The organism is Pseudomonas fragi (assembly GCF_025426255.1).
In the GTDB taxonomy this organism is placed as follows: domain Bacteria; phylum Pseudomonadota; class Gammaproteobacteria; order Pseudomonadales; family Pseudomonadaceae; genus Aquipseudomonas; species Aquipseudomonas kulmbachensis.
On record NZ_CP104861.1, the window covers coordinates 3,103,482 to 3,117,330 of the forward strand.

The 13,849-nt window shown below is 58.5% G+C and carries 17 protein-coding genes; 10 read left to right on the top strand and 7 right to left on the bottom strand.

The window, feature by feature from the left end; translation table 11 throughout:
* The first annotated feature begins 1 nt into the window (after position 1).
* Positions 2 to 685 (top strand): amino acid ABC transporter permease, encoded by a 684-nt coding sequence (locus tag N7D90_RS14160; protein WP_261738616.1) that lies wholly within the window; start codon positions 2 to 4, stop codon positions 683 to 685.
* A gap of 134 nt (positions 686 to 819) precedes the next feature.
* Here the strand turns inward: N7D90_RS14160 and N7D90_RS14165 are convergent, their stop codons facing one another.
* The 4 genes from N7D90_RS14165 to N7D90_RS14180 all read right to left on the bottom strand — a co-directional run bounded on the left by N7D90_RS14165 (position 820) and on the right by N7D90_RS14180 (position 5,371).
* Complete coding sequence (locus N7D90_RS14165; RefSeq protein WP_261738617.1) at positions 820 to 1,155, bottom strand: DUF3325 domain-containing protein; 336 nt, start codon at positions 1,153 to 1,155, stop codon at positions 820 to 822.
* A 1-nt stretch (position 1,156) separates the two neighbouring features.
* Complete coding sequence (locus N7D90_RS14170; RefSeq protein ID WP_261738618.1) at positions 1,157 to 2,695, bottom strand: PepSY-associated TM helix domain-containing protein; 1,539 nt, start codon at positions 2,693 to 2,695, stop codon at positions 1,157 to 1,159.
* Positions 2,692 to 2,982, bottom strand: a complete 291-nt coding sequence (locus N7D90_RS14175; RefSeq protein ID WP_261738619.1) for an iron transporter — start codon at positions 2,980 to 2,982, stop codon at positions 2,692 to 2,694. Before N7D90_RS14175 ends, N7D90_RS14170 begins: the two co-directional genes overlap by 4 nt.
* A gap of 130 nt (positions 2,983 to 3,112) precedes the next feature.
* Positions 3,113 to 5,371, bottom strand: coding sequence for a FepA family TonB-dependent siderophore receptor (locus N7D90_RS14180; protein ID WP_261738620.1), 2,259 nt, complete (start codon positions 5,369 to 5,371; stop codon positions 3,113 to 3,115).
* 303 nt (positions 5,372 to 5,674) lie between these two features.
* Here N7D90_RS14180 and N7D90_RS14185 point away from each other — a divergent pair, with 303 nt between their 5' ends.
* From N7D90_RS14185 to N7D90_RS14200, 4 genes are all read left to right on the top strand, one after another.
* On the top strand, positions 5,675 to 6,016 hold the full coding sequence (locus tag N7D90_RS14185; protein WP_261738621.1) for an FKBP-type peptidyl-prolyl cis-trans isomerase: 342 nt from the start codon (positions 5,675 to 5,677) through the stop codon (positions 6,014 to 6,016).
* A 76-nt stretch (positions 6,017 to 6,092) separates the two neighbouring features.
* A complete protein-coding gene (locus tag N7D90_RS14190) occupies positions 6,093 to 7,169 on the top strand; it encodes a DUF1615 domain-containing protein (RefSeq protein WP_261742449.1) in 1,077 nt (358 codons plus the stop codon).
* A gap of 80 nt (positions 7,170 to 7,249) precedes the next feature.
* Positions 7,250 to 7,651, top strand: a complete 402-nt coding sequence (locus N7D90_RS14195) for an MbcA/ParS/Xre antitoxin family protein (protein ID WP_261738622.1) — start codon at positions 7,250 to 7,252, stop codon at positions 7,649 to 7,651.
* Positions 7,651 to 8,328: an RES family NAD+ phosphorylase gene (locus tag N7D90_RS14200; protein ID WP_261738623.1), complete on the top strand. Its 678-nt coding sequence runs from the start codon at positions 7,651 to 7,653 to the stop codon at positions 8,326 to 8,328. The genes N7D90_RS14195 and N7D90_RS14200 overlap by 1 nt, the downstream gene beginning before the upstream one ends.
* Positions 8,329 to 8,372: 44 nt before the next feature.
* On the opposite strand, the gene N7D90_RS14205 is transcribed toward N7D90_RS14200, so the two are convergent.
* The 3 genes from N7D90_RS14205 to N7D90_RS14215 all read right to left on the bottom strand — a co-directional run bounded on the left by N7D90_RS14205 (position 8,373) and on the right by N7D90_RS14215 (position 10,729).
* Complete coding sequence (locus N7D90_RS14205; protein WP_261738624.1) at positions 8,373 to 8,975, bottom strand: hypothetical protein; 603 nt, start codon at positions 8,973 to 8,975, stop codon at positions 8,373 to 8,375.
* Between the two features lie 108 nt (positions 8,976 to 9,083).
* Entirely contained in the window at positions 9,084 to 9,308 is a 225-nt protein-coding gene (locus N7D90_RS14210; RefSeq protein WP_095000442.1) for a hypothetical protein, read from the bottom strand.
* 35 nt (positions 9,309 to 9,343) lie between these two features.
* Positions 9,344 to 10,729 (bottom strand): PLP-dependent aminotransferase family protein, encoded by a 1,386-nt coding sequence (locus N7D90_RS14215; protein ID WP_261738625.1) that lies wholly within the window; start codon positions 10,727 to 10,729, stop codon positions 9,344 to 9,346.
* Between the two features lie 85 nt (positions 10,730 to 10,814).
* Between N7D90_RS14215 and N7D90_RS14220 the strand changes: the two genes are divergently transcribed.
* The 5 genes from N7D90_RS14220 to N7D90_RS14240 all read left to right on the top strand — a co-directional run bounded on the left by N7D90_RS14220 (position 10,815) and on the right by N7D90_RS14240 (position 13,763).
* Entirely contained in the window at positions 10,815 to 11,792 is a 978-nt protein-coding gene (locus N7D90_RS14220) for a threonine dehydratase (protein ID WP_261738626.1), read from the top strand.
* 17 nt (positions 11,793 to 11,809) lie between these two features.
* Positions 11,810 to 12,265, top strand: coding sequence for a GNAT family N-acetyltransferase (locus N7D90_RS14225; RefSeq protein WP_261738627.1), 456 nt, complete (start codon positions 11,810 to 11,812; stop codon positions 12,263 to 12,265).
* Positions 12,266 to 12,291: 26 nt separating this feature from the next.
* A complete protein-coding gene (locus tag N7D90_RS14230) occupies positions 12,292 to 12,693 on the top strand; it encodes a type II toxin-antitoxin system PrlF family antitoxin (protein ID WP_261738628.1) in 402 nt (133 codons plus the stop codon).
* A gap of 124 nt (positions 12,694 to 12,817) precedes the next feature.
* Positions 12,818 to 13,174: a hypothetical protein gene (locus N7D90_RS14235; protein WP_261738629.1), complete on the top strand. Its 357-nt coding sequence runs from the start codon at positions 12,818 to 12,820 to the stop codon at positions 13,172 to 13,174.
* A 34-nt stretch (positions 13,175 to 13,208) separates the two neighbouring features.
* Positions 13,209 to 13,763 carry a UPF0149 family protein gene (locus N7D90_RS14240; RefSeq protein WP_261738630.1) on the top strand — a complete coding sequence of 185 codons (555 nt, stop codon included), beginning with the start codon at positions 13,209 to 13,211 and terminating at the stop codon, positions 13,761 to 13,763.
* The last annotated feature ends 86 nt before the right edge of the window (positions 13,764 to 13,849 follow it).

Below are 13,849 nucleotides of genomic sequence, written 5' to 3' on the forward strand. Positions count from 1 at the left end.
AATGGATTTTTCGGTGATTAGCGACAATCTGTCGTACTTCTTGATTGGCGCCTGGCCCAACGGCCCGCTGGGCGGCGCGGCCCTGACCTTGCTCTTGAGTGCACTGTCCGGGGTAATCTCGGCGGTGCTGGGGCTGGTGCTGGGTATTGCGCTGGTGATGATTCGCGGCAAAGTGCGCTGGCTGTTGCTCGGCGTATTGGGCTTTTTGCGAGCGATTCCAGTGGTGATGCTGATTTTCTGGAGTTACTTCCTGCTGCCCATCATGTTCAAGGTCGATGTACCGGCACTGGCCACGGTGGTATGCGCGCTGTCGCTGATCGGTGGCGCGTATCTGGCGCACTCGGTGTATGCCGGGATCAGCAGCCTGCCTCCCGGGCAATGGGCTGCGGGCAAGGCGCTGGGGCTCGGGAGCTGGCAAGTGCTGCGCCTGATCATCCTGCCGCAGGCTTTGCCAATGATGCTGCCGTCTTTTCTCAATCAATGGATCTCACTGATCAAGGACACCTCGCTGGCGTATGTGATCGGGGTTGGCGAGCTGTCGTTTGTCGCCACCCAGGTCAGCAATCGGGTGATGGTGCACCCGACCGAGATCTTCCTGTTTGTGGCACTGGTGTACTTCGTGTTTTGCAGCAGCCTGGACTTGATTGCCAATCGTTGGGTAAAACCCAAGACCGCACGCAATTAAACCTGTAGCCGCTGCCGCAGGCTGCGATGGCAGCGCAGCGGCCCCCACGCTATCAAGGTTACAAACGAAGGTCCTGCGGACCTTATCGCAGCCTGCGGCAGCGGCTACAGGTTTCAGGTTTCAGGTTTCAGGTTTCAGGCCAGGGTTTCAATCAGCGCCCACACCGGCACAAAACCCATGGGCAACCACACTGCCAGCCGTGACCGGTACGGCAACAGCATCAGTAACCCAAAACCACTCAATGAGAGCATGCCAAACCAGCCGACCGGCCCCATCGCCCAACCCCAGGCCTGCCCGCAAAACCAGAAGCTAAAACCCAGGCTCACCCAGCCTGCAACCCGCAGCAATCGGCTCAAGCGAACCGACGGGGGTTTGCCCCAGACCTGTTTGTAATGGCGTTCCAACCCCTGACACAGGGCAAGCATGCCGATGTAAGCGAACCCCAGTGCGGCAAAAAAATTAGCCAGCATGTCAATTCACCTCGGCCATAGCGGCAGTCTTTTTGCGCGGCACCCGCTCAACCACCGGTTGCGATACTTTCCAGCAGGCCCACAGCAACAAGCCACCCAGGGCCATCGCGGTCAGCTCCAGGCCCATGCTGCTATGCAGTGCCCAAGGCCGATTAACCGTCAACACGCTGAGCAAGGGCAAGCCCAAACACATCAGCCCCGCCAGCCCTAGTTGCTCGCGCCAGGCCTGCATGCGCGGACGCAACAACGCATGGACCAGGCTCAAGGCCCAAACACCAAAGAACACGTTCAATTCAGCATCGGCACGTTCTGCCATCCCTGACGCCAGCAAGCGGTTGCCCCACAGCAGGCTGATGCAGGCCAGGCTCAGGCCAGCCATGACGGTGATGTTGAACGCTTCAACCACACGATAGAGGGCCTGCGCCACGCGGCTTTCGCTGGCGTATTTACGCCGCCGCTTGACCGTGAACAACACCAGCCCGCTGCCGATCATGGCGCTGCTGATCAGGCCGCAAACGAAGTACAGCCAGCGCATCGGATAGCCGCCAAACTGGGCAAAGTGCAGCCCAGAAATCACCCGGTGCGTCAACACCGTAGGACGCATTTCAGTCGGCCCGGATATTTGCTCGCCTGTGACCCCGTCGAAGCGCATGCCTCCACCTTTGATCAGAGCGATGCGATTGCCCAGGATCGGCCGGATCTGAATTTCGGCATTGCTCTGCCCTGGGTTGCTGATGCTCACTCCGCTCAATGGGCCCATCACCTCGCGGGCTTTGCTCAGCAACGGCCCAAGAGCCACCAGCGGCGCCGGTTCGACAGTCGCCCCGCGCTTGACCTCAAGCGCCGGTGGCGCCGAGTCCTGGGCCTTGAAAAAAGCCTCGCGATTGCCATCGAACAACGCATCCATTGCGGCGGGCATGTAGATCACCAAAAAAATCGCCAGCCCGCTGTAAGTGATCATCAGGTGAAACGGCAACAGCAGCACGGCACTGGCGTTGTGGGCATCAAGCCATGAGCGCTGGCCCTTGGCAGGCCGGAAGGTGAAGAATTCCTTGAAGAACTTCTTGTGAATCACGATGCCGCTGACCAGTGCCGCGAGCATGCCCATGGCCAGTGCACCGACCAGATAGATGCCGATCATGCGTGGCATATGCAAGGTGAAGTGAAACAGGAAGAAAAACCGCCCACCGACCGTCTCGCGTACCGGTATCACTTCGCCGGTGTCGGGATCGAGTGTCACCGACACGCCGTCGCGGCGCCCGCCAGTAGAGGCCTGAAGCTGCGGCGAACGCTCGTAAGGCAGGCTGATCCCCCATTGCTTCGCGTCCGCCTTGTGCTCTCGCAGGTAGGACAGTGCCCGCTGCGCGGCCTGCTCATCGGTGAGGTGGTGCGCAGGCAGTTCGGGGGTCATCCAGTTATCGATCTCTTGATCGAATACCGCCAGGCTGCCGGTCAAAAAAATCACGAACAGCAACCAGCCAACAATCAGGCCACCCCAGGTGTGTAGCCAGGCCATGGATTGGGTCAGGGTCTGTTTCATCCCAGTTGCTCCAGCAATTGCGGCCAAAAACCGATGGCGGCCAACGGTAGCGCAAGTACCGCGCCCATCCAGGCCGACCACTGGTGGCGGGCGGCAAACGCCCACAGGATGGCGAAGGTGTAGATCACAAACGACAGCAGACTGGCGACGATCATGGCATCTACATTGTCCAGCGGCAGCAGCCGCGCCAATGCAGCAGTAAAGGCATAGGTAAAAACGTAGCCACCGACCAATGCAGCCAGTGTGCGAGACACAATCGGCGCCCAGGCCGACGTTGCGAGTTTCATGTTTTTCAATTCCTCATCAAGCTCTGCGTTTTGCCTGCGCCAGATGCGACAACGGCGCGGCACCCGTTATTCACGAATGTCGCGCCTGTTAGTGCCTGCACCGCTAACGGTGATCAGGCCCGGGTTGTTATCAGAACGAGCTGGTCACCGAGGCGAAGTAGGCACGGCCCGCTTCGTTGTAGGTCTGCGCGCCCGCTTCGTCAGAGTTGCCCTTGCGGTACAGCTGCTTGTCGAACAGGTTGTTGATGCCCACCCGCACACTGAAGTTTTTATTGAACTCATAGCCACTGCTCAGGCCCACCAAGCCATACGGGTCAACGGGCTGCTGCACCGATTTGTCGAGTGCTTCGTTGGCGCGATTATTACGCTTGGGCGCTTCCTGCTTGCCGTAGTAAGTACCGCTGACCTGGAACGACAGCTTCTCGGTGGCATACCAGTCGAGCATAGTGTTGAGGGTGTACTTGGGGATAATACTCAGCGGATCGCCAGTTTCCTTGTCCTTGCTTTCGATCATGTAGGTCAGGTTGGTGTTCCAGTCCAGATCGTCGCGCAGGCTGACAAATAGATTGCCCTCAACCCCTTGCACGATAGCCTTGCCGCTGTTTTCCCATTGCAGCACGCGACGCCCGTTGGGCAGGCGGAATGCCGATTCGTTGCTGGCATTGATCTTGTTCTGGTAGTCGTTGCGGAAATACGTGGCGCTGGTGCGCCATGTGCCTTTGTCGAATGCCAGGCCAATCTCTTTGTTGATGCTGACCTCGGGCTTGAGGTCCGGATTGCCCACTAGGTAGCAGCCGCCCAGGTTGACCTCGACCGAACTGCATCCATTACCACGGCTATACAGCAGGTAATTGGGGTTGGACTGGTACAGGTTGGGGGTTTTGTAGGCCCGGGCAATACCGCCCTTGATGCTCAGCTCATCAGTGATCTGGTGCGAAGCGTTGAGGCTCGGGCTCCAGTTACCGCCAAACTCGCTGTGGTGATCGAAGCGCACGCCGGGGGTGACGATGGTCTTGGCGCCGACTTCGATATTGTCCTCGACGTAGAACGCATAGCTGTTGGCAGTGGATTTGGTTTGCGTACGGTCCGTACCGGGAATGCCCGGCGTGCCATCTGTGCCCGGATCCCAGCTTTGCGCACGTAATGAGCCCGGGTCATTGAGCGACTCGTAGAGGTACTCGCCGCCCAGTGTCAGTACCTGGGCGGTGCCCATGTTCAACGGCAGGTTCACTTCGCCGGTGGCTCGAGTGTTGCGCAACCGCGATTCGAATCGGCCAGCACTTTCAGACGGCGCACCTTCGCCATAACCGGCCAGGCCTTCGTTGAGGCGTGCGTTGCGGGTCAGGTCGTGGGTTAGCGAAGCCATGGTGGAGCCCCAGTCGAACGAGCCATTGTGGGTCGCCGAAAAGCTGCTGCGCTGCAGCACGCTGGTTTCTTTACCGGTCAGGCTGTTAACGAAATCACCACCGCTGTTGAGCATGGTGTCACCGGCAAAAATATTGCCCTGGCGGCTATAGCTGGCTTCCAGATCCAGGCTCTGCTCCGGGGTGAACTGCCAGCTGAGCAAGCCATTGACGTCCTTGTTGCGCACGCCTTCGCGGCCAGCCACTACACTGTCGGGGGACGCTTGGGCTGCGGTATTGATGCCCGCATCATCGGCATCGGTCTTGTTTACACCGCCATATACACGAAACACCAGATCGTCCGTGATCGGTCCGCTGAGATTGAAGTTGGTGCGCTTGCTGACACCTTCCGAGTCGTCTTCCGGCGACAGGTAATAGGCCGTCATCGAACCGCTAAGCTTGTCCGAAGGGCGCTTGGTGATGATATTGACCACCCCGCCCATTGCCCCTGAGCCATAACGTGCCGCTGCCGGGCCACGCAGGATCTCGATGCGTTCGACTTCTTCGGCCGGCACCCAGTTGGTTTCGCCACGGGTATCACGGTCGCCGCTCCAGCCATAACGTTGGGCGTTACGCGAAGAAGACGGTTTGCCGTCGATCAGGATCAGGGTGTTTTCCGGGCCCATGCCGCGCAGGTCGATCTGGCGGTTGTTACCGCGCGCGCCGCTGGAACTGTTGCCAGTGAGGTTGACCCCCGGCTCACGACGGATGATGTCGGAGAGATCATTGGCGGGCGGGCGTTTTTTGATGTCTTCGGCGGTGATGATCGACACACCCGGAGCCTGCTTCAGCTCTTGGGCTGCGGTGCCCAGTACGCGGGTTTCTTCAAGTTGCAGCGCCTGTCGGGTGCCATCCACCGGCAAATCGGCGGCCTCTACCGGTACTTCGTCACGCTCGCGTTCAAGTGCATCGGCGAGCAGGGTTGGCGAAGCCAGTGCGGCCATGAGAGCCAGTGAAAGATGACTGCGGTTGAATCGAGACGACATGTCCAGTTGATCCCTTAACAATGGAGTGTGCTCAGCAGGCCAAAGGCTGGAAATCGCTGACGCACGCCCCCAAAAGGGCACGTCGTGGTTTAGCTCTCCCCGGCACTGCCAGGGCTGTAATGATAAACACTCTCAATTGAGAGTAAAGCGCAATTGACACCGATCCTCATTCGCAAGTTCCCCAATCCCTTTGTTTTAGAGCCTTTTCCCACAGAAAAAAAATTTAAATCCATTGCTAAATGCTCTTCAAATTGAGAAAAACCCTGCCTAAATCAATCGTTCATCCTATTTCTGAGCCTGCCCATGACTGACGAACTGCACATCACTGACCTGTTACACGGCGACGGCAAAGCCGTGGTCAAAGGCGCATTGATCACTACGCAATACACCGGCTGGCTCGAAGATGGCACTGTGTTCGACTCTTCGTTTCAACGTGGCAAGCCGTTCCAGTGCGTTATTGGCACCGGCCGGGTAATTAAAGGCTGGGATATTGGCCTCATGGGAATGAAGGTAGGCGGCAAACGTGCACTGCAGGTTCCCGCACACCTGGCCTATGGTGAAAGAAGCATGGGCGCGCATATCACTGCGAACTCTAACCTGCGGTTTGAGATCGAACTGCTGGAAGTACTGACGCGCGACGATTGATTGCCTGCGTACCCACACTGCATTGTTTAAGGAGTTTGATCGGGTGAATCGATTTTTCAGGCGTTTATTACCGCTGATGCCGCTGGTTGTACTGGCGGGTTGCAGCAGCCAGGCCTCGCGCACACTGCCGGATATAACCCCCGATCAGGCCCGCTCACGCATCGTGCAACTGCTACCGGCCAAGACCCCGGATCGCCAGGGCTGGGCAACTGACATTTATGCAGCCTTTGCCGCACAAGGGCTGTCCCCCACCGATGAAAACCTGTGTTCGGTATTGGCCGTTACAGAGCAGGAGTCGACCTTTCAGGCCGATCCGCCGGTGCCGGGGCTGGCCACTATCGCCCGTACCGAAATCAACCGCCGCGCCGGCAAGCTGCATATCCCCGAATTTGTGGTGCGCAGCGCGCTGAATATCACCTCGCCCACCGGTAAAACCTACAACCAACGCCTCGATGCGGCCCGCACCGAAGGTCAGCTGAGCGCTATTTTTGACGACTTTATCGGTATGGTGCCGCTGGGCAAAAGCCTGTTTGGCAGCTTGAATCCTGTTCACACCGGCGGCCCGATGCAGGTCAGTATTGCCTTTGCCGAGAAACAGGCGCGGGAATATCCCTACCCCGTTGCCCACTCGATCCGCCGGGAAGTCTTTACCCGACGCGGTGGCATGTATTTCGGCATCGCCCACCTGTTGGGCTACCCGGTCGACTACACACAATCGCTGTACCGTTTTGCCGACTTCAATGCCGGCTGGTACGCCAGTCGCAATGCCGCGTTTCAGAGCGCCGTAAGTCAGGCTTCAGGCATCCCGCTGGCACTGGATGGCGATCTGACCATCCCCGGGTCTTACAACCTCGGCTCGACTGAGCTGGCCGTGCGCGCCTTGGGCAAGCAATTGGGCTTGAGCAATAACGCTATCCGCCGCCAACTCGAAAAAGGCGACAGTCTGGACTTCAATAAAACCGATCTCTACCAGGGCGTCTTTGCCCTCGCCGATCGCCAACAAGGCAAACCCCTGCCCCGCGCCGTACTGCCGGGGATCACCCTGCAAAGCCCGAAAATCACCCGCAACCTGACCACCGCCTGGTTTGCCAAGCGGGTAGATGAACGTCGTCAGCAGTGCATGAACCGGGCGAAGACACTGCCAAGGCGCTGAACATATTCAGATACGAACTGTTTTCTTGAAATAATTCATATCGGGTGTAGGCTGAGGGCATAAACACCTTGGAGGCAGTCATGCATCTAGTTGCCCACGACCCCCAGCCCGATATCACCAGCGGCGATGCCGGTCGCGTTGCCCTGACCTTTTTCTTCAGCCTGATGGAGCATTGGGGGTGCACCAAGGAGCAACAGTGCACACTGCTCGGCTCCATCGGCAACACCACCTACTTCAAGTACAAAAAGCTGCCAAACGTGCGTTTGCCTCATGACACTCTGGAGCGCATTTCATACCTGATGGGCATGCACAAGGCGTTGCGCATTCTGTTCAGTAATCAGCCTGAGCGTGCCTATGAATGGGTGCACAAAGCCAACACCGCCGCGCCTTTTAATGGCCAGAGTGCCTTGAGCTATATGCTTGCGGGCCAGGTGGTCGACCTGGCGGATGTGCGCCGTTATCTGGATGGAGTACGCGGCTGATGCCAGATGCAGTGCTGCCTGGCTGGAACAAGGCTTATCGCATCATCAACAGCGCTTTCCCGCCCATCTCAGTATTTGAAGACACCCTGGACCCGGCCGATCTGGAGATTGCCTTTGTCCTCGAAAGCTTGACCAATGATCGCCTGCGAGACCAGGCCGGGGTGCTGAACAGGGTCAGGCCAGAAGACCGCCTGTGCGGCGAAGGCTCAACACCGGTGATGGCCGCCTTTACCCATATTGGCCGAGCCAGTCGCTTTACCGATGGCAGCTACGGTGTGTATTACTGCTCCAGCAGCGTCGAGGCGGCGATTGCTGAAACCTGTTTTCATCAGGAGCAATTCTGGCGGGCCACCCGCGAACCCAGTATTGAAATCACCATGCGTACCTATATCAACCGTGTGGTGCAGCCGATGATAGATGTGCGTGGCGACCCCGGCTTGCATCAGCCGGCACCTGCCAGCTATGGCCTGTCCCAGGCCTTCGCCCGGCCATTGCGCGAAGAGGGTGTTTGGGGGCTGCTGTACAACAGCGTGCGCCTGAGCGGCCACGAATGTGTCGCAGCGTTCCGCCCACCAGCGCTTTCGCTACCCGTGCAGGGCCAGCATTTTCGGTATGTATGGGATGAAAGGACGCAGGCGATTGCCTGGGTGTTGCAGGTCAGTGAAGTACCGAGATGAGGTCAGGGCGACATGACTGTCGCCGCCCTGCCCCGACTCAAGTGTTACAAGCCATCGCTCGGCTTGAGCGTACGCTCGGCAACCGCGTCAGCGCTCTTTTCCTGCCAGACCGGCCAGTATTCAGCGCGTTTTTTCTCAATGCTGGCTTTAACACGCTCGTACCAGGCCAGTGATTTCGGCGAGTTGGTCACCAGATCGGTATCTTCAACCCAGCCTTTGAAGTTCTTGGACTTCAGGCTGTGAGCCGCCTCAGGGTCATTGCTGATAGGCCACAGTGAAAAACGTGCTTTCCACAAGCCCATACGCGGCGTCACCAGCGCGTAGTAGGTTTTGCCTGCAACAAGATCGGCTTCCATAAAGTCCGCCGCTTCTGACACCACCATAAAGGTATGTTTGCCTGGCGTGGTCGGGTAGGCGATTTTCGTGCCGTTGGCCATTACGCCAATAAATTGGGTCTTGCCATCGGTCACGTCATACAGCGAAGAGACAATCGCTTTGCCGGTATAGGCATCGCGCATAAACACCACTTGTGCCTTGTCCGGCGCAGCTGCAGGTATCGTCTGGTCCGCGACCGGGTCCATCGGGTTGCTTGCGCAACCGGCCAACAGCAAGGTACCCAACAGGGTAAAGATATAAAACGCGCGCATCTACAGCTCCTTTCAATTACAACGTCCTGACCCGACACCTGCCGGGCCCCCGGCATTATCGACTTATCTTGCCCTGGCCTTAAACCAGATCATTGATCGCGACACCTCTCAGAGGGTGTATTGCTTGAACAGTTCCTCCTTGATGATCAATAACGCATCTTCGTAGTAGCGCTCGCCCCGGGCTTCGCTCAGCAACACCGAGCGCACACTGCCTTCGCCCTCTGCGGGGGTGTGTTCGCAGGTCAGGTAAAACTCGGCGGTTTCGGGTTTGAACTCCAGGTAATAAAACAACTCGCGACCTTCGCGGTGCCAGTAGCCAATTTCTCTGCGCATGGATCTGCCTTTTGTGAGGATTCTGAACGCGTCGGTCAAGCTGTTGGAGCTGGCTTGCCAGTGATGCTATCGCCGGCAAGCCGGCTCCCACAAGGTGGGTGTATTGCCGTAATCCGCTCCAGCGCCACTTTCAAAACCTGGGCACTGGCAGCCGCCGTCAGGCTGATGCGCACCGCATCGGTCGCCGTGGACTTCACCGCAAATACATCCGCAGGCACTACATCAACCCCGGCTGCACGGCAGGTCTCCGCACCCTCAGCTACTGTTACCCAGATATGCGGCGAAGGCGTGTCTGTCTGATACATCGACGGACCAAGGATCTTTTTTGCCAGACGCCAGCGCCGGGCAACTTCCTGCGTTTGCCACTGCACTCGCGCGTGCGCCGTGCCATCGCTGATCCATTGGCAAGCGATGGCCATGCACAGCGGCGAAACACCCCAGTGCGCCGACTGTGCATAGGGATCGATACGCGCCAACAGTTGTGGGCTCGCGGCGATCCAGCCCAGGCGTACACCCGCCGCAACGGTCTTGGACAGGCTGGTCACCAACACCCCGAATTCGGGTAAAAACAGGTGCAGCGGCGGGCTGTCAGTCAGCGCGCCGTACACATCATCTTCGATCACATGCACGCCGTGACGCCGGGCAATCTGGGCAATCGCCTGTTTGCGCTCAACGCTCATCACCGCCGAGGTCGGGTTCTGCAGAGTTGGCGTTAGTACCGCAGTCCGTGCACCCGTGGCGCGGATCATCCGATCGAAGTCTTCCGGCACAATGCCCTGGCGATCCATCGCAACCCCATGCATGGGTAAACGCAACTGAGCGCAGGCAGCCTTTATTCCCGGCGCGGTAAAGGCTTCGACCAGCACCGGCTCACCTGCCTGACACAACGACAGCAGTACGGTGAACAGCCCCTGCTGAGCACCGGTGCACAGCATGATGTTGTCCACATTCAGTTTCAGCCCTCGTCCGTTGAGCCAGGCCGCGCCCTGTACCCGTGCCAGCAATAAATCCGCTGCACTCAGGTAGCCCTGCAAACGGATCGCCTGGCTACTGTCGAGCAACCAGGACAAGGCCTGTGCATCTTGCTCGCCAATCTTGTCGATGGCCGGCACATTGGTTCTCAGGTCAATGCGGGCCGTGTGCTCATCGGCGTGTTGCAGCCGAAACAGGGTCGCTTCCTGACTGCCCGCCAGCACATAAGTGCCACGCCCGACCTCACCCGACACCAGGTGCCGGCGCGCCGCCTCGCGATAGGCCTGCATGGTGGTGCTGGGGTTCCAGCCCAGCGCCCAGGCCAGTCGCCGCTGTGGCGGCAAGCGTGCGCCGGGTTGCAACTCGCCGCTGGCGATGGCCTGGGTGATGGCATCGACCAACGCCAGATAGCGCGGCTGCTCGGTGTCGCTAAGCGTTGGTATCCACATTTATTGTCGGCCATGCAATATAAGGGTCGGCCCATACAATGCGTTGTGCCTAGAATCGAGTCAAATCCCTCGATGACGGTGCGCCATGTTTGACTTGAATGCCCTTCGCCTTGCAGCACAAACCGTACACCAGACCCTGGCGCCCACACCGCAACTGGCCTGGCCCTTGCTGGCTGAGCGTATGGGTTGCACGGTGTGGGTCAAGCATGAAAACCACACCCCCACCGGTGCATTCAAAGTACGTGGCGGTTTGTTATATGTGCAGGGTTTGTTGGCTCGGGAGCCACATATCAAAGGCCTGGTCACCGCCACCCGTGGCAATCATGGGCAAAGCCTGGCGCTCGCGGCCCGGAGCTTGGGTCTGTCGATCCGTATCGTGGTACCTGAAGGCAACTCGCTGGAAAAAAACGCCGCAATGCGGGCACTGGGGGCGACGGTCATTGAGTGCGGCAAGGACTTCGACGAAGCGCGGGCCGAAGCCGCAGCACTGGCGCAAACCCGTCAGTTGCATCTGGTGCCTGCCTTCCATCCGGACCTGATTCGCGGGGTCGCCACGTATGCTCTGGAGTTGCTGGAAGCCGTGGAAGAACTGGATACGGTGTATGTACCCATCGGCATGGGTTCGGGAATTTGCGGATTGATCCAGACCCGTGATCTGCTGGGTCTAAAGACCGAGATTGTCGGCGTCGTATCCAGCCAGGCCGATGCCTTTGCGCAAAGTGTCGAACAGGGCCGCCTGGTTTGCACGGACTCCGCCAATACATTCGCTGACGGGCTGGCCTGTCGTCAGCCGCTGCCTGAGGCGCTGGAGATAATTGCCAAGGGCGCGGCACGGGTTATCCGGGTAACCGATCAGGAGATCGCCCACGCCATTCGGGTCTACCATGAAACCACTCACAACACCGCCGAAGGTGCGGGTGCCGCCGCGCTGGCCGGATTGATCAGCGAACAATCGCGCCAGCAAGGCCGTCGGATTGCGCTCATTTTAAGCGGGGCCAATATTGACCGTCAGCTGTATGCCAGTATTTTGGCCGAAGACTGTGCCCCATCAGCCAAGTCATAAAAGAACAAGGAGTCTGTATGCAGTGCCAGATTCGCCGCGCCATCGAGAGCGACGCACAAGCCATCAGCAAAGTGGTGATAGCCGCCTTGCACGAATCCAATGCCCGGGATTATCCGCCCGAGGTGATCGCCCAGGTCGAGGAGAACTTCTGCCCGGCCTCGATCCTGAGGCTGATGAAGCAGCGCCAGATGTACGTGGCCGTGGTCGAACAGCATGTGGTCGGCACCGCAAGCCTGGATCAGGCGGTGGTGCGCAGCGTTTTCGTCAACCCGCGCCATCAGGGTCGGGGCATCGGCCAGCAATTGATGGCGCGCCTCAAGGAAGCCGCTGTTTCGGCCCAGCTCGAAGAGCTGCGGGTGCCCTCCTCGCTGACGGCGCAATCGTTCTATGCGCAATTGGGTTTTCACAAAGTCCGCGATGAATTTCACGGGGCCGAGCGCACCGTGATCATGGCACTGAGTCTGGACGCCTGAATCCTGGCACGGCTATGCTGAGTTCCATGACTCCTTCTGTGGCGATCCGCTCACCCTGCCCGCCCGGCGCCTGCATCTGCGAGCGGGAACGGCTGTTGGCGACACCCGATACTGACCTGCGCATTTTCAACCTCACGCGTCAGGCCGAAAAGGTACTGCTGGAGCGCCTGGAAAATATTCAAAGCCTCAGCGATCTGGAACACATGCAGCGCCGCATGCATGAGCAATTGGGCATCGAAGTGCTGATTGACCCGGGTATCACTGAAGTTCGCACCATGCGCGGCATAACCATCCGCCTTGCCGAGCAACCGGGGCTGTGCCGAAAAACCCGTCAGACCATCCCGGCCGCCATCCGCCGGGCCTTGGAGAAACGCCCTGAAATCGCCTACAAATTGCTGGATGGCCACGACTTGTTGCGCGACACCTGAATCCGCTCTAACAAGGGCTTTAGCCCTAAAAAGGTCATATTTTGCTGCATATCAATAAATTCTCTTGCCATAACCCGAAGCGCTGTCCTATAAGCGCGTCTTTTAAATTATTAGAGTCTTATCAATGAGTGCCGGATTCACCGAGGACGACATGCGCAGAGCGCTCGGCCTTGATCTGCCTGCTGCCCCTGTTCAACCTGAAATTGAACCTGCTCCAGCTAAAATCACGCCAGCCCCCAAGCCTGCTCCCAAGAAAGCTCCGGCACCTGACAAGGCATCGTCACCTGTCGCGAAAAAACGCAGTGGGCCGATCCTTCGCGTCACCATGCGGGTGACCAAGGTATTTGACGGCGATGAAACCCGGTTTGTGCATGACTCCAAAGATCTGAGCCGATTCAACGCAGAGCAAGAAGCCAAAAAAGCCCTGGCCAAGGCCGGGTTCAAATATTTTGAGCTTGAGTCTATCGTTTCAGTGGACTGACTTCGCACTGCCGCACCATCCAAGGAGCCCGAACATGCAATCGCAACCCCTGAACGCCAGCGACTTTGAAGCGATCGAAAACACGCTACTCAAATACGGCGACGATCACTCTGTCCTCAACCCTTCAGAACTTGACGGCTATTTCACTGCTCTGGTTTCGAGCCCGACGCGGGTGGATATTGCCGACTGGTTCCCGGCAATCTGGGGCGGTCAGAACCCGGCCTGGCAAACCCCTGATGAGGCCAAGCAGTTCATCGAGTTGAGCGTGCGCCACATCAACACCCTCGCCCGGCAACTGGCCGAAGACAGCGACGCATTCGTGCCGCGTTTCGAACAGACCGAGCATCTGGGCCAGCAGGTGACGCTGGCTGAAGAGTGGTGCTTTGGGTACACCCGCGCGGTAGCCATCTGCAACTGGCCAGCACTGCCCGTACCGCAAGCATTGCTTCTGCAAGCAATTGCAGACTGCGCCGAGCAGGACAACTTTGAACTGCCCGAAGATCTGGACGTGGCAGCTCATCAGCAAAGCGTTGCAGCCATTGCACCGGCGGCGCGTGCACTGCATGACTTCTGGTCGAGCCAGCGTTAACCATTACCTATTCAACCCATGTAGCCGTTGCCAAGGAACGAGGGCTGCGAGTTTTTGATCTTTAAAAGCACGCAGCCTTCGTTCCT

Excerpts from the sequence above, each read along its gene's own strand:
- N7D90_RS14160 (WP_261738616.1), top strand. The coding sequence starts at position 2 with ATGGATTTTTCGGTGATTAGCGACAATCTGTCGTACTTCTTGATTGGC.
- N7D90_RS14165 (WP_261738617.1), bottom strand. The coding sequence starts at position 1,155 with ATGCTGGCTAATTTTTTTGCCGCACTGGGGTTCGCTTACATCGGCATG.
- N7D90_RS14170 (WP_261738618.1), bottom strand. The coding sequence starts at position 2,695 with ATGAAACAGACCCTGACCCAATCCATGGCCTGGCTACACACCTGGGGT.
- N7D90_RS14175 (WP_261738619.1), bottom strand. The coding sequence starts at position 2,982 with ATGAAACTCGCAACGTCGGCCTGGGCGCCGATTGTGTCTCGCACACTG.
- N7D90_RS14180 (WP_261738620.1), bottom strand. The coding sequence starts at position 5,371 with ATGTCGTCTCGATTCAACCGCAGTCATCTTTCACTGGCTCTCATGGCC.
- N7D90_RS14185 (WP_261738621.1), top strand. The coding sequence starts at position 5,675 with ATGACTGACGAACTGCACATCACTGACCTGTTACACGGCGACGGCAAA.
- N7D90_RS14190 (WP_261742449.1), top strand. The coding sequence starts at position 6,093 with ATGCCGCTGGTTGTACTGGCGGGTTGCAGCAGCCAGGCCTCGCGCACA.
- N7D90_RS14195 (WP_261738622.1), top strand. The coding sequence starts at position 7,250 with ATGCATCTAGTTGCCCACGACCCCCAGCCCGATATCACCAGCGGCGAT.
- N7D90_RS14200 (WP_261738623.1), top strand. The coding sequence starts at position 7,651 with ATGCCAGATGCAGTGCTGCCTGGCTGGAACAAGGCTTATCGCATCATC.
- N7D90_RS14205 (WP_261738624.1), bottom strand. The coding sequence starts at position 8,975 with ATGCGCGCGTTTTATATCTTTACCCTGTTGGGTACCTTGCTGTTGGCC.
- N7D90_RS14210 (WP_095000442.1), bottom strand. The coding sequence starts at position 9,308 with ATGCGCAGAGAAATTGGCTACTGGCACCGCGAAGGTCGCGAGTTGTTT.
- N7D90_RS14215 (WP_261738625.1), bottom strand. The coding sequence starts at position 10,729 with ATGTGGATACCAACGCTTAGCGACACCGAGCAGCCGCGCTATCTGGCG.
- N7D90_RS14220 (WP_261738626.1), top strand. The coding sequence starts at position 10,815 with ATGTTTGACTTGAATGCCCTTCGCCTTGCAGCACAAACCGTACACCAG.
- N7D90_RS14225 (WP_261738627.1), top strand. The coding sequence starts at position 11,810 with ATGCAGTGCCAGATTCGCCGCGCCATCGAGAGCGACGCACAAGCCATC.
- N7D90_RS14230 (WP_261738628.1), top strand. The coding sequence starts at position 12,292 with ATGACTCCTTCTGTGGCGATCCGCTCACCCTGCCCGCCCGGCGCCTGC.
- N7D90_RS14235 (WP_261738629.1), top strand. The coding sequence starts at position 12,818 with ATGAGTGCCGGATTCACCGAGGACGACATGCGCAGAGCGCTCGGCCTT.
- N7D90_RS14240 (WP_261738630.1), top strand. The coding sequence starts at position 13,209 with ATGCAATCGCAACCCCTGAACGCCAGCGACTTTGAAGCGATCGAAAAC.